At 64.7% G+C, this 14607-nt stretch carries 11 protein-coding genes; 6 read left to right on the top strand and 5 right to left on the bottom strand.

The genetic code is table 11. The features are described 5' to 3' along the window. The first annotated feature begins 116 nt into the window (after positions 1–116). The 4 genes from SH602x_RS19900 (at position 117) to SH602x_RS19885 (ending at position 3598) form a co-directional block, all read left to right on the top strand. Positions 117–956 (top strand): GNAT family N-acetyltransferase, encoded by an 840-nt coding sequence (locus SH602x_RS19900; RefSeq protein ID WP_479473969.1) that lies wholly within the window; start codon positions 117–119, stop codon positions 954–956. 256 nt (positions 957–1212) lie between these two features. Next, on the top strand, positions 1213–2886 hold the full coding sequence (gene ettA / locus SH602x_RS19895) for an energy-dependent translational throttle protein EttA (RefSeq protein ID WP_479473968.1): 1674 nt from the start codon (positions 1213–1215) through the stop codon (positions 2884–2886). Positions 2887–2911: 25 nt separating this feature from the next. Then, complete coding sequence (locus SH602x_RS19890) at positions 2912–3103, top strand: hypothetical protein (protein WP_479473967.1); 192 nt, start codon at positions 2912–2914, stop codon at positions 3101–3103. A 99-nt stretch (positions 3104–3202) separates the two neighbouring features. After that, entirely contained in the window at positions 3203–3598 is a 396-nt protein-coding gene (locus SH602x_RS19885) for an ASCH domain-containing protein (protein ID WP_479473966.1), read from the top strand. Positions 3599–3762: 164 nt separating this feature from the next. Here the strand turns inward: SH602x_RS19885 and rpiB are convergent, their stop codons facing one another. From rpiB to SH602x_RS19860, 5 genes are all read right to left on the bottom strand, one after another. After that, the gene (rpiB, locus tag SH602x_RS19880) at positions 3763–4242 is read right to left on the bottom strand and encodes a ribose 5-phosphate isomerase B (RefSeq protein WP_479473965.1); all 480 of its coding nucleotides are present in this window, start codon (positions 4240–4242) and stop codon (positions 3763–3765) included. A 77-nt stretch (positions 4243–4319) separates the two neighbouring features. After that, complete coding sequence (locus tag SH602x_RS19875) at positions 4320–5471, bottom strand: arsenate reductase/protein-tyrosine-phosphatase family protein (RefSeq protein WP_479473964.1); 1152 nt, start codon at positions 5469–5471, stop codon at positions 4320–4322. 238 nt (positions 5472–5709) lie between these two features. After that, a complete protein-coding gene (obgE, locus tag SH602x_RS19870) occupies positions 5710–6726 on the bottom strand; it encodes a GTPase ObgE (protein ID WP_479471313.1) in 1017 nt (338 codons plus the stop codon). 121 nt (positions 6727–6847) lie between these two features. Continuing rightward, positions 6848–7108 carry a 50S ribosomal protein L27 gene (rpmA, locus tag SH602x_RS19865; RefSeq protein ID WP_479473963.1) on the bottom strand — a complete coding sequence of 87 codons (261 nt, stop codon included), beginning with the start codon at positions 7106–7108 and terminating at the stop codon, positions 6848–6850. Positions 7109–7214: 106 nt separating this feature from the next. Continuing rightward, positions 7215–8096, bottom strand: a complete 882-nt coding sequence (locus SH602x_RS19860; protein ID WP_479473962.1) for a hypothetical protein — start codon at positions 8094–8096, stop codon at positions 7215–7217. A gap of 603 nt (positions 8097–8699) precedes the next feature. Here SH602x_RS19860 and SH602x_RS19855 point away from each other — a divergent pair. Together SH602x_RS19855 and hrpA are read left to right on the top strand one after the other, a co-directional pair. Further along, entirely contained in the window at positions 8700–10394 is a 1695-nt protein-coding gene (locus SH602x_RS19855; RefSeq protein WP_479473961.1) for a S8 family peptidase, read from the top strand. Between the two features lie 229 nt (positions 10395–10623). Further along, a complete protein-coding gene (hrpA, locus tag SH602x_RS19850; protein WP_479473960.1) occupies positions 10624–14574 on the top strand; it encodes an ATP-dependent RNA helicase HrpA in 3951 nt (1316 codons plus the stop codon). Positions 14575–14607: the final 33 nt, after the last annotated feature.

Below are 14607 nucleotides of genomic sequence, written 5' to 3'. Positions count from 1 at the left end.
CCTCGTCCGAACCCGGGCGAGGCTTTTTCGTTTCGCTACCGCCGAACCCCGAAGGCGAAGCGGCTGTCTCCCGACAGAATCCCCATGAACATGCCTGGGAGAAAGGATCGGGCTCGATGCCGGAAGATATCGAATTCTCGCCCCCCGTCGTCGAGGGAGGTCCGATCGACGTCGCCCAGTTCGCAAGCATGGAGGAGCGTCGGCAGGCGGTCGGCGTTTCCTGCGTCGCGGACGAGTGGGAAGAGATCGCCGGCGGAAGGATGTGCTTCGCCGGCGTCGGATCGTGGGCCAACCAGGCGATCGGCCTCGGGATGGAGGGCCCCGTCGACGAAGCGGATCTCGACCGGCTGGTCGACTTCTTCGAGTCCCGCGGCGTCGAGCCGCGGATCGAGGTTTGCCCGCTGGCTCATTTCTCGCTGATCGAGGGACTCGCGGCGCGGCGCTTCGTGCTGCGAGAGTTCGAGACCGTCCTCGCCTTCGACCTGTACCGTCAGCCGATCCCGTCGACCGCGGAAGGCCTCCGCATCCGGAGCGTCGATCCGGCTGATGAAGAAGTGCGCTCGATCTACTCCGCGATACTCCGGGAGGGCTTCGGGCCGCCCGACCCTGCGATGGCGGAACGCATGGAGCGGCGATATCTCACTGCGTTCGGGGTGACGGCGTTGATCGCAGAGATCGGCGGCGAAGCGGCGGGGGTCGGCACGGTCGACGCTTCGCCCCCCTGCGCGATGCTCTTCGGAGCGGCGACGCGGAAGGGGTTTCGCCGCCGGGGCGTCCAGTCGGCGCTGATGCTCGCGAGGCTGGAACTGGCCCGCGACGCCGGCTGCCGGTACGCGGCGGTTCACTCGCGACCTGACGTCGCGACGGGACGCAACGCCGTGAAACTCGGCTTTCGGACGGTCTACACGAAGGTCGTGCTGACGCGTCAGGGCGAGGGAATGGAACCTTCGCCGTAGTCGCTTTCAGGCGAGCGGAGCGCGAGCCCGTCGGGTGGAATGCGGCATCGACGTTCGGGAGACACGGAGGGCTGACGCCCTCCGCTCGCCCCGGAAGCGCTCCCGCCCGCCGGACCGCTTGGGATAGCCGGTCTACCGGTCGCCCGTATAATGGGCGTCCTTGTTCCGTCCGGCCTTGCCGGCGTTTCGACCGGCGCTTCGGCGGGGTTCATCGGCCCTGCCGCTCCGCTCGCCCGCGACCTCCCGTTCTGCACGCATGAATCGTCAATACATTTACCAGATGGAGCGCCTGACCAAGAAGCATGGTCCGAAGGAGGTGCTCAAGGAGATCTGGCTCAGCTTTTACCCCGGCGCCAAGATCGGCGTGCTCGGTCGCAACGGCGCCGGAAAGAGCACCCTGCTCCGCATCATGGCGGGCGAGGACAAGAACTACGAAGGCGAAGCCCGGCTCACGAACGGCTTCACCGTCGGGTACGTCTCGCAGGAGCCGAAGCTCGATCCCGCGAAGACGGTCGCCGGCAATATCGAGGACGCCCTCGGCGATCGCCGCAAGGTCGTCGCGCGGTTCAACGAGATCAGCGCTCGGCTGGGCGAGCCGATCGACGACGACGAAATGACCAAGCTCTGCGACGAGATGGCCCGATTGCAGGACCAGATCGATGCGACCAACGCCTGGGAACTCGATCGCGAGGTCGAGGTCGCCATGCAGGCGATGAACCTCCCGCCCGGCGACTCGGAAGTCACGAACCTGTCGGGCGGCGAGCGCCGGCGCGTGGCGCTTTGCAAGATGCTGCTCAAGAAGCCGGACCTGCTGCTGCTGGACGAACCGACGAACCATCTCGACGCGGAATCGGTCGACTGGCTCGAACGGCACTTGGCCCAGTACCAGGGGACGATCGTCGCGGTGACGCACGACCGGTACTTCCTGGATAACGTCGCCCAGTGGATCCTCGAAATCGAGCGGGGCCGCGGCATCCCGTACGAGGGAAACTATTCCGGCTGGCTGGAGCAGAAGGCGAAGCGTCTCGCCCAGGAAGAGAAGTCCGCGGTCGCGAAGCAGAAGGCCCTCGAACGCGAACTGGAGTGGATCCGCTCTTCGCCGAAGGCCCGCCAGGCGAAGAGCAAGGCCCGTATCGCCTCCTACGAGAGGATGTCGAAGGAACGCTTCGAGGAGAAGCCGGACGAACTCGAAATGCAGATCCCGTCGGGTAAGCCGCTCGGCGACCTCGTCATCGAGGCCAAGGGCCTGACCAAAGCGTTCGGCGATAAGGTGCTGTTCGAGAATCTCGACTTCCGACTGCCGCCGGGCGGCATCGTCGGGATCCTGGGACCTAACGGCGCGGGCAAGACGACCCTGTTCCGCATGATCACGGGGCAGGAAAAGCCGGACGCCGGCGAGTTGCGAATCGGCGAGACGGTCGAACTCGGCTACGTCGATCAAAACCGCGATTCGCTCGATCCGGAAAAGTCGGCCTTCGAGGAGATCTCGGGCGGACACGAGACGCTCGAGATGGGCGGACGCAAGATCAACGCCCGGGCGTACTGCAACCGCTTCAACTTCCGCGGACCGGACCAGGAGAAGAAGGTCGGCGTCCTTTCGGGCGGCGAGCGCAACCGCGTTCACCTGGCCAAGCTCCTGCGTCGCGGTTCGAACGTTCTGCTCCTCGACGAACCCACGAACGACCTCGACGTCGACACGCTCAGGTCGCTGGAAGAGGCGGTTCAGAACTACGCCGGCTGCGTGGTGATCATTACCCACGACCGGTGGTTCCTCGACCGCCTGGCGACGCACATCCTGGCTTTCGAAGGGGACGGTTACGTTCACTGGTGCGAAGGCAACTTCCAGACCTACGAAGCCCAGCGGAAAGAACGCCTCGGCATCGACCCGGACGACGTGAAGCGGTTCAAGTACAAGAAGCTGGTGCGGTAGAACGAACCGGATAACGAGGGCGCGGATGAAGACTCGCGAAGAACTTCAGGAGTTCATGCAGGCGATCAAGTCGGACGCCAGTCCGGTCGGCATGGACCCGGTCTACGTTCACGCCCTGATCCTCGACAAGCTGACGTCGATCGAGCGCCGGCTCGACCGACTGGAGGAGATCGTCGACCCGCCCCGCGGAACGGATCAGGACGAAGAGGACGAGTAGCTTCGTCTTCTTAGGGGAGCGGAGGGCGTGCGCCCTCCGAGCGCGGGTGGTACCAGCTTCCGGCAGGCGAGGGCGCCAGCCCTACAGGTAGGAACCTCCATGGCGATGGAGCGGCTGAAGGCTCTCAGCGTTCGCCAGCCCTGGATCGAGCTGATCCTGTCGGGGCGCAAGACCGAAGAGCTTCGGTCGACCAGCACGGCCGTCCGCGGGCGGGTGTATTTGTACGCGAGCAAGCAGCGCTACGACGAAGCGTTCGAAAGGGATCTCGCGCAGAAGTACGAGATCGCCGACTTCGATGCCCTGCCCCGCGGCTGGATCGTCGGCACGGTCGAGATAGTCGACTGCCGGTGGGATGCGAGCGAGTCTATCTGGCGCTGGCCGCTGCAGAACCCGCGTCGTCTCCGCACGCCCCTGCTGTCGCTCACTAAGCCCCAGCCCCGGTTTTTTCACCCGTTCGGGAAGCCTGAAGACGACGCGACGTTCAAAGGGACGTGACGCATTTGCCGGGCCTAGCGGGGGGACGGGCGTCCCGCGAGTCTGGAACGCAGTCGCAGACCGCGAGCATTGAACTCGCTCTAATCGATAAGGATTCGATCGTCGCTTCGCTCGATCGACGAACTCGGGGGACTTCCGTCCCCCGCTAGCCAAGCGGATGTCGCTCAGCTTTGACAGCTTTTCGCTTCGTTTTCGAGCGAGCCCTGCTCCTGCTCGATCTGGGCGAGTTTGTCGACGCGGCGCTGATGGCGGCCGCCGGCGAACTCGGTATTCGCGAAAGCGTCGACGATCGGCATGACGACGTTCGGATCCGACATCGTCTCCGGAAAGCAGAGCACGTTCAGATCGTTGTGCTGCCGACTGGTCGTGATCGCGAGGGGCGTTTCGCCGATCGCCGCCCGGACGCCGCGGAACTTGTTGGCGGCGATGCACATGCCGATGCCCGAGCCGCAGACGAGGATGCCCCGGTCGGCCTCTCCGCGGGAAACCTGCCCCGCCACGAGGCGTGCGAAATCGGGGTAGTCGACGCTTTCGTCGGTGGCCGTACCGAAGTCGGTGACCTCATGTCCCTGGCTGCGCAGGCGCTCGACGATGAAGCGTTTGATTTCGACTCCGCGATGATCGTTGCCGACGGCGATGCGCATGGAACCGCTATGTCTGGGAGAGGGAAACGCCGTGCGATCGGTCGTTCGTCGTTCAGTTTCCTACTGCCGGAAGCGCTTTACAAGGCGCCCGGCTGGTCGTCGGCGCCGTCCGCTTCCGCCTCCTGGATCAGGTGGTCGACCCAGGGATCGAGTTCGCTGTCGATGATCTCCGCAGCGCGCTCGTACGCCGGCAGCGGGTGTCCCACAGGGTCGGCGACGTCGCGACCGTCGACGCAGACGGTTTTCACCTTGGGCGCCACGTCCGGAAAGTGGGACAGGATCCCGTGCCGGTGGGCCTGCGTCATGGTCAGGATCAGGTCAGCCTGTCGTACCAGAGCCTCGGTGACCTGGCGACTGCGATGGCATTCCAGATCCAGGCCGAGCGCGCCGACCGTCTGTATCGCTTCGAAGGTCGCCCGACCGCCCGGCATGGCGGACATCCCCGCCGAGGCGACGGTGAAGCCTCGCGAAGAGAGTTCCGCCGGCGTGCATCGCAGGCGATCGGCGAGCTTCTTCTTGAGAATCGCTTCGGCCATCGGGCTGCGACAGGTGTTGCCCGTGCAGACGAAGAGGACTTGCTTATTCGCCATCGATCGCAGGGTCTCCTCGTCGAGGGCTCCGGGCGAGACGATCCGCAGTTCGTCGCCGATCGCTTCGACGACCGTCACGGGTTCGCCCACCATGCAGGGGCCGCGGTCGATCACGAGCCGCAGTGCATCGCCCGCCGCCTGAACGGCGGTCGCGGCGTCCGTCGCCAGGGTTCCGTCCGGCAGTTTCGCCTCGGCGAGCGCGAGCGGACCGAGGGAATACTTGAGTACGGTCAACAGCACCGAATCGTCCGGAACGCACAGGGTCAGCCGCCCGTTGCGCACGGTATGGCGCCGAACCGACTCGGGAAGTCGGGTCGCCAGGCTGTCCGGATCGTCGGCGTCGATGGAGAGCGCCATCGGCCCGGGCCAGACCCGCCGCGCGAGCCGCTGAGCCTTGGCGCTCATATGGGGGGCGTAGTCGATCGCGTCGTCGAATCCCCGCACCGCGATGCGGATCGAACAATCCGGGACGCAACTCAACGCCTCGACGAGTCGCTCGACCGCCTCTTCATCGAGCGCGCTCGAAGCGATCGAGTACGCGGGCTCGGTAGGAAACGCGACGAGCCCCCCTTCCGCCAGCGCCTGTACCGCCCGGTGGACGACGTCCCGAACGTCGTCGGTCCGGTTGAGATCGATCACATGCGGCGGCATAAAGGCGAAGCTGCGTAGTCGGGAAGCGCGATCTGGATTCCGGCGCCGACAGGACGTACGGAGCCGCCGCTCGCTCGTTATAGAAAGCGTCCGGAGGCCGGGTCAAGTACGGAAGCCGCTGTCAGGCAACGACTTCCGCTGAACGGTTCGGCCGAGAGTCATCCGTGCGAACGGAGCGCGAACCGCCGTCGCTCCCTGCTTCGATGCCTTTCCTGACGAATCAGGTTCAGGAGGCGTCCGCCGCAGCGCTCGCTTGCTGGCGCTGAAGTTCGTCCCAGATCCGGGCCGTCAGCTTATTCAGGTGGGAACCCGTCACCGCGGAGACGAGCAGCGAGTCGACGCCCGCCTCTTCCTTCAGTCGCTTCTGGACTTCTTCGGCGCCCGGGAGTTCGGCCTTGGTGACGACGACGATCTCCGGTCGCCTTCCCAGTTCCTCGCGATAGCGGGAAAGCTCGTCCCGAATGGCGCGGTAGTTCGCGATCGGGTCCGACTGGTCCATCGGCAGCGGTTCGATCAAGTGGACGAGAATGCCCGCCCGTTCGATGTGCCGCAGGAACTCGTGCCCGAGGCCGACGCCTCGGTGAGCGCCCTCGATCAGGCCGGGAATATCGGCCATCACGAAGGAGCGATCGATGTCGAGTTGCACGCGACCGAGATTGGGGATCTTGGTCGTGAACGGATAGTCGGCGATTTCAGGGCGCGCGTTCGTCAGGCGGCTGAGCATGGTGCTCTTGCCGGCGTTGGGCATACCCAACAGTCCGACGTCGGCGATCGCCTTGAGTTCAAAAATCAGCTTGCGAGCTTCGCCCTTCTCGCCGGGCGTCGCCGTTCGGGGAGCGCGATTCGTGGAAGTGACGAATTGGGCGTTGCCGCGCCCGCCTTTGCCGCCCCGGGCGGCGACGAAGGTCTCGCCGTGCTGGGTGAGGTCCTTGACCACGAAGCCGTGCTGAGCGTCGAGCACGAGCGTTCCGAGCGGGACGCCGATGCGGAGATCCTTCGCCGCGCGACCGTGACGGTCCGAGCCCTGCCCGTGGGTCCCTTTGTCGGCGACCCAGCGGCTGCGCTGCGCCAGGTTGGCGAGGTTCTTCGTCTTGTCGTCCGCGGTAACGATGATGCTGCCGCCGTTACCGCCGTTGCCGCCGTCGGGACCCCCTTTCGGGACGTACTTCTCCCGACGAAAGCTGACGCAGCCGTTGCCCCCGTCACCGGCGACCAGTTCGATTTCGACGCGGTCGACGAACACGAGCGGACCCTTTCCTCCCGCGACTCGTTCCGAGCGGCGGATGTAATGAAAAACCCCGCACCGCCGGGAATGACCGACGACGCGGGGATTGTGATTCGTCTGCGGAAACGATTCAGCGAGTTCAGTTCGCCGAAGCTTCAGCCGCCATCACGTTCACGCGACGGCCTTCCTGATCGAACATGACCGAGCCGTCGATGAGCGCGAACAGCGTGTAATCGCGACCGATGCCGACGCCCTTGCCGGGGTGGAACTTCGTTCCGACCTGACGGACCAGGATGCTGCCCGCGGTGACGGCCTGGCCGCCGAAACGCTTCACGCCCCGACGCTGTGCGTTGGAGTCGCGACCGTTGCGGCTGGAGCCCTGTCCCTTCTTATGAGCCATGACGCAGAGTTCTCCTCGATCGAGCGCCGGAAGCGAGGCAGCCGGCGAAAGGCGCAGATTCGGTGCGACTCGGGCCGAACGGCCGACTGAGTCGGAAACCGGATTTTTAGCGGAAAATCCACCGATGATCAAGGGGCTCGGTCTGACCGTAGTATTCCAGAATCTCCGCCTGCTCGACCGGCGAATCGACCAGCCGGACGCCGAAACGGATCTCGTTCTCGTTCTCCGTGTAGGCGTCGCCCGGGCGCCAGAAATTGAGCTGGAGCGTCTCGAAGCGATAGTCGAACTCGTCGGCGCCCTTCACCTCCATCTCGTACTCGCTGGTCAGTCCCTGGACGAAGATGGAGAAGTAGTCGATACGGGGATCGATGTCCGTCCACATCGCCACGCCCCAGACGCCCCCCTCTTCGCCTTCCGGCGTGACGGGGATCGGCTGCCGGGAAATCGCGACCGAGTCGAGCAGCGGCATCGGCGGACGCTCGCGACGCTGAATCTCCGGAATGGCGATCGGAACGACGCGGTCGATGTAGGTCTTATGCTCCAGTTCCTGGGTCTCCACGTTCCGGACCAGGCCCTCGAGCTTGAAAATCGGGTACGCGCGGACGGGTTCCGGAGCGATCTGGGTGGTGTAGGTCTTATGACCGAAGCGGTCGACCACCTCGGACGGAACGAGCCGCTGGCCGCGGTTCGTCAGCCGGTAGACCATGTACCAGATCTTTGTCCGCTTCATCACGCCGCTCGGCTGCGGAACGTCGATGTCGATCATCCGCACCGGCTTGAACGAGAACTCCAGCGTCCAGGCGGGGTGCCGCAGGATGACGTCCTTCGCCTTGGCCGCGAGCGTCTCGGTCGGGGGGAACGACTGCGGCTGGTACTCGGCGGCCTGCAAGTCCTGAATCAGTTCGACCAGCGGCAAGGGACCGTTGAAGGTCGACTTCTCTGCCACATGACCGGGAATGGTGCGCAGAATCCCGGGGGCGAGTTGCACCGGTGCAGGAATTTCTGCCGACGGCGCCTGGGCGTAGCCGCTAGCGAGCGGAAGAAGTGCGCAAGCGATTGCTATGCAAGCGCTTAGGAGAGAAGTCGAGAAGCGGCAGAGCATCGCGGGATCCTTACGAACGCCAGCGCTGAAAAGATCAGCGCAACTCGCTACGCAGAGTATAGTTGCCCATTTTACGGCGAATCAAGGAATTTCAGTTTCGCCCGGCGATCACGATCCGTTCCAGCCAGAACGCAGCGCCGATCCGCCCTCAACGCGTCTTCATTCGGCCAACTGTCTTATCGTCGACTCAGGATCGGTCGCTGATCCGGTAGGCGAGAGGGCACACCCTGATAACCGTCAAAATCGACGTATTCGAGGATGCAAGTCGACGGATTTTCGCCGCAAGCCGCGCGTTTCTACGGCTTTGCGGTTTTTCATTGACCCTCGAAAACGTGCTGTCTAGAGTGAATTTCAATCCTGGACCCGACATGTGCGTCAGGTCGGCCCCGGGGTATTCGACCGTTTCGGCCTCTCGGCACGCGGTCATTCTGCTTTCGTTCGTTCGATTCTTCCGCACGAATTTCTCCCCGCCGGCGGAGCGCTGAAGTCATGAAGTTCCGATTGGTTGCGCTCGCAGCCGCTGTTTTATCCCTCCCGGTTCTGGGAACGTCGACGCTCTCCAAGGTCTTCGGCGACGGCACAACGCCGGCCGTGGTCGAAGGGGAGTATCTCGTTCCGATCGGCGTCGGATTCAACTTGCAGGCCAAGGTGAAGGAGATCGCCGCGACTTACGGCGCCGAGGTAAGCCTGGTCTCGCCCGAACTGCGCGTCGCCCGGGTGAAGTTTCCCGCGGGCACGGCGAAGCGGGATCTCCAGGTCAAACTCGCGAAGACGAAGATCTTCGGCGTCGGCCAACTCGAGCCGAACTATGTCCGCACCCTTTATAAGGGTTCGCTGGACGGTCCCGAGCCCGACCCGGCAGACTATTACATATTCAACGTGACCGACGCGTACGAAGCGTGGGACGTTCGTACGGACGCGCGGAACATTATCGTCGCGGTGATCGACGACGGCGTCGGTTACACGCATCCCGATCTGGCGGAAAACATCTGGATCAACCGGGGCGAGGTTCCGAACAACGGTATCGACGACGACGGCAACGGCTTCATCGACGATACGCTCGGCTGGGACGTCATCGACAACGATAACGATCCCTTCCCGGGCCAGCCCTACAGCGCCAACTCCCACGGCACGCACGTGGCCGGAACGATCGGAGCGCAGGGCGACAACGGAATCGGATTCGCCGGCGTCTGCTGGCGCGCTCGAATCATGCCGGTTCGCGTCTTCGACGACACGGGCTTCACCTCGTCGGCGGCGATCGTCGCCGCGATCGAGTATGCGGTCCGCAACGGCGCCAAGGTCATCAACATGAGCCTCGGCGGTTACGGTCGCAACGCAGCGGAAGAATCGGCGATCGCCTACGCCCGGAGCAAGGGCGTGATCGTGGTCTGCGCCGCGGGTAACGGCGGTCCGGACGGCCTCGGCGACGACAACGACCGCGTTAGGGCGTATCCCGCGAGCTACCAGTCCGACAATATCATCGCGGTGTCAGCGACCGGCGCGAACGATCAGTTGACGGCGTTTTCCAACTACGGCTTCGCCAACGTCGACATCGCGGCGCCGGGAGAGCAGGTCTTCAGCACCGTCATCGAAGATGACGGCGCCCCGGACTACGACCTGTACGACGGCACGTCGATGGCCACGCCGATGACCGCCGGGGCGACGGCGCTCGTCTGGGCCAAGTACCGCAAGGAAGGCTATCGCCGCATTCGTAAGCGGATGCTCGACGGCGCCGACCGCCTTGCCTCGCTCACGGGGACGAACGTCACCGGCGGACGCCTGAACATTCGCCGGTCGATCTCGAACCAGTCGCTCAGCCCCACGATCGAGTTCCGCACGCAGGGTTATTACTCCACCATTTACACCGCGTACGCCTATCAGAACGCGATGATCGCGTACTACTACGGCGGTTTCGACACGAACGTCTATATCGGATATCAGTACGCTTATTACGGATACCTGGCCACGACCCAGATCCCGTACCGTATCGCCTACGATACCGACAGCTACGATCAGGTTCAGCGGGATTACAAGGCCGGTCGGTCCCAGCACTATCAGTTGATGGCGACGTCCACGACCTACCTGTACAGCGCCGATTCGTATATCGACAACGCGTACCTCTCGAACGCGGCGCTCTATTCGTACTACGCCTATCTCTATGCTCAGTACGACCTGTCGTACTGACGAACCGCGGCTGCCTGATTGAGTCGAACGAACCGGCCCTTCCGCCGCTGCGGAGGGGCCGGTTTTCATTTGGCTTCGCGCGACGGAACGGACGAGCCTTTCCGGCAGCCGCGTTCCCGGGCGGATCGCCTTGCCGTACGACCTGTCGGGCACGCGAACCTCGGCACGACGTTCGTTTCTACAATGGTTCGCTCACTCAGCACCGCTCGCATCACTGAACTGCTAGCCGATGTCGCACGCCTCGGGCAACGAAACGGATTTCCGCGCGCTGGGGGCGCGTCTCGAAGAGACGATGCTCGCCGATCGGGCGCCGCTGCGCCGGGATCTGGGCACGATGCAGTCGCTCGCCCGCGGCGGGAAGCCCTTCGATCGCCTGCTCTCGCGATGGATGGAGCGATTCGACGCCTCCTCGCGACGACGCTCCGCCCGGGCGGCTGCCATTCCGCCGCCGACTTACGATCTCGATCTGCCGGTCGTCGCCCGCAAGGACGAGATCGCCGCCGCGATCGCGAAGCACCCGGTCGTCGTCGTCTGCGGCGAAACGGGATCGGGCAAATCGACGCAGCTTCCGAAGATCTGCCTGGAACTGGGTCGCGGCATCTCCGGCATGATCGGTCATACGCAGCCCCGCCGCATCGCCGCACGGAGCGTCGCGGCCCGCATCGCGGAGGAACTGAAGACTACGCCGGGGAGCGTCGTCGGCTCCAAGATCCGCTTCGCCGACCAGACCAGCGAAACGACGGCGATCAAGCTGATGACCGACGGTATTCTGCTGGCGGAAATCGTGAGCGACCGGTTCCTGGAAGCCTACGACTGCCTGATCATCGACGAGGCGCACGAGCGGTCGCTGAACATCGACTTTCTGCTGGGCTACCTGCGAGGACTGATCGAGAAACGCCGCGATCTGAAGATTATCGTCACCAGCGCCACGATCGACGCCGAACGCTTCGCAGCCTACTTCTCGGAGGTTGCAGGTCACGTTCCCATCGTCTGGGTCGAGGGGCGCACCTACCCGGTCGAACTGCGCTATCGACCGCTGGCGAGCGAAGACGACGACGCAACGCTGCACGACGCGCTCGAAGGGGCGCTGCGGGAACTGATCGCCAATCACCCGGGCGACGTCCTCGCCTTCCTGCCGACCGAGAGGGCGATTCGCGATGCGGCGAAGGCCCTGCGCGGACGGTTCCATAACCAGTTCACGCCGGCCGGTCCGCTGGAGATTCTGCCCCTCTATGGACGCCTTTCGCAAGCGGAGCAGCAACGAATCTTCGCCGACCATCGCGGAATGCGGGTGACGCTGGCCACGAACGTTGCGGAGTCGTCGTTGACGGTGCCGGGCGTGCGCAGCGTCATCGACGAAGGGACCGCCCGCGTCAGCCGGTACTCGGCCCATACGAAGGTCCAGCGGCTCCCTATCGAGCCGATCAGCAGAGCCTCCGCCGATCAGCGGGCGGGACGCTGCGGACGCGTCGGGCCGGGCGTCTGCATCCGGCTGTACGACGAAGAGGATTACGAAACGCGAGACGAATACTCGTTGCCCGAGATTCAAAGGACGAACCTCGCCTCGGTCGCGCTGCGACTGATGTCGCTGGGGCTGGGCGACGCGGAGACCTTTCCGTTTCTCGATCCGCCCAAACCGGCGTCCGTTCGGGACGGATACGCCACGTTGTTCGAGCTTGGGGCGGTGACCGATCGGCGGGAAATGACCGCCATCGGACGCCAGTTGGCGAGGTTGCCCGTCGATCCCCGCATCGGGCGGATGATTCTGGGGGGGCATCACGAACATTGCCTGGCCGAGGTGCTGATCATCGCTTCGGCGCTGGAGATTCAGGATCCCCGCGACCGTCCCGTCGACAAACAGCAGGCCGCCGACGAGGCGCACAGGGCCTTCCGGAACGAGAAGTCGGACTTCCTGAGCTACCTGCAGCTTTGGGAATTCTTTCAGGGCCTGAAGGAGACGCACAGCCGCAGTCAGATCCGCCGGGAGTGCGAGAAGCGCTTTCTGTCGTACGTCCGGATGCGGGAGTGGGTCGAACTGCACAGTCAGCTTCGAGATCTCTGCCGCGACGGATCGCTGACCGTCAAGTCGAAGCGCGAGGATCTACATGCGATCCACCGCGCGCTGCTGACGGGGCTGCTGTCGAACGTCGCGATGAAGAGCGACGGGCACGAATACATCGGCGCGGGCGGTCAGAAGTTCAACCTCTGGCCCGGCTCCGCGCTCTTCGCCGCCAAGCCGAAGTGGGTCATGGCGGGCGAACTGGTCGAGACCAGCCGTCGCTTCTTGCGCACGGCCGCGGAGATCCTGCCCGAGTGGATCGAGCCGCTCGCCGGCCACCTGGTCGAACGATCCTACAGCGAGCCCCATTACGCGCCCCGGCAGGGTTGCGTGATGGCGAGCGAGAAGATCACGCTCTTCGGCCTGCCCATCGTGCCAAAGCGGGGCGTTCGCTACGGGAAGATCGACCCGGTCGTCTCCCGCCAGGTCTTCGTGCAGCAGGCGCTCGTCGAGGGGCAGATCACGATCGAGGCGCCCTTCCTGTCGCACAATCGCGCGCTGCGTCACGACATCGAAACGATGCAGAACAAGCTGCGTCGCGGCGATCTCTACCTCGGCGAAGGCGCGATCTACGACTTCTACGACGCCCACGTCGGCGAGGGCGCTTATGACCTGCGACGGTTCGACGAGTGGCGACGCATCGCGGAGAAGAGCGATCCGCAGGTTCTTTTCATGTCCCTCGAGGACCTGGTGACGCAGCGACCGGAGCGCGACGTCCAGCAGGAGTTTCCGAATTCGCTGAAGATCCAGCGGTCGGAGTTGCCGCTGGATTATCGCTTCGCCCCCGGCGACGCCGACGACGGCGTCACGATCGTCGTGCCCGAGGAGGGAGTGAATCAGCTCGATCGCGAACGGCTGGGCTGGCTCGTGCCGGGCCTGCTCGAAGAGAAGGTGACCGAGCTGCTGCGCGGTCTGCCGCGGAATCTCCGGCGGAACTTCGTGCCGGCGCCGGAGACGGCGAAGCGGGCGCTCCCCTTTCTGAGGTTCGGCGAGGGCTCGCTGGAAGAGCAACTCGCGAAGGCGCTGAGGAAGATCTCGGGCGAGACCGTCACTCCCGAAGACTTCGCCGGCGCGGAACTTCCGCAGCACCTGAAGATGAACGTCCGCGTCGTCGATGCGGAGGGCGCCACCGTCGCGTCGTCCCGCGACCTGGTCGAGGTCCGCGGCAAGACCGCCGCGGTGAGCGACTGGTCGGGCTCGTTCGACGATCCGCGATTCAACCGCGACGACGTTCTGAAATGGGACTTCGGCGACCTGCCCGAATCGATCCCCGTGAAGCGCGGCGACACGGCCCTGCTCGGTTACCCGACGCTGGTCGAAGAAGGCGACAAGGTCGCGCTCCGCGTGCTGGACGATCCGATCCGCGCCGAGCGCGAGATGCGGGCCGGCGTGCGACGGTTGTTCATGCAGATGGTCCGGCGCGACCTGCGGAACCAGATCGAATGGCTGCCCGAGGCCGACCGGATGAAGCTGGTCGCCGGCATCTTGCCCGGCAGGCCCGATTTCGAACGGCAGGTCGCGACGCTGCTGGCCGAGCGGGCGCTCTTCGGCGACGAGCGGGACGAGTTCGCGCTCAAGCCCGCGAAGGCCGAACTTCCCAGGACGCAGGAGGACTTCGAGGCGCTCGTCGAGGTCGCCCGGAAGAACATCCCGCGGGCGGTGGCCGAGGTCGCGAAGACTCTTCCCGCGATGCTGCTGGCGTATCAGGAAGTCCGCCTGAAACTGGACGAAATGAAGCGGCCCGAACAGGCCCACGCCGTCAGCGACGTGCGCGATCAGCTCGCCTCGCTCGCCGCGCCCGGGTTCCTGTCGAATACGCCCTGGCGCTGGCTCGCGAATTACCCGCGGTTTTTCAAGGCCGCGCTGAAGCGGCTGGAAAAGCTCGCCAGCGCCGCGGACAAGGATGCCCAGGCGAGAAAGTCCGTCTCCCCTTGGGTCACACGCCTCGCCGAGCGTCGTCAGCGGCACGATGATCTGCGGCTGGTCGACCCGGAACTGGACCTCTTTCGCTGGATGCTGGAAGAGTACCGCGTCTCCCTCTTCGCACAGGAACTCGGCACCAGCCTCCCCATCAGCGACAAGCGGCTGGAGAAGCAGTGGGAGAAGGTCCGAGCGGTTTAGTGCGTGTCGCACTCACCTGTAGCGTTCCCGGCG

Source organism: Lignipirellula cremea, from assembly GCF_056501455.1.
This window is presented reverse-complemented; position numbering and strand designations above follow the sequence as displayed.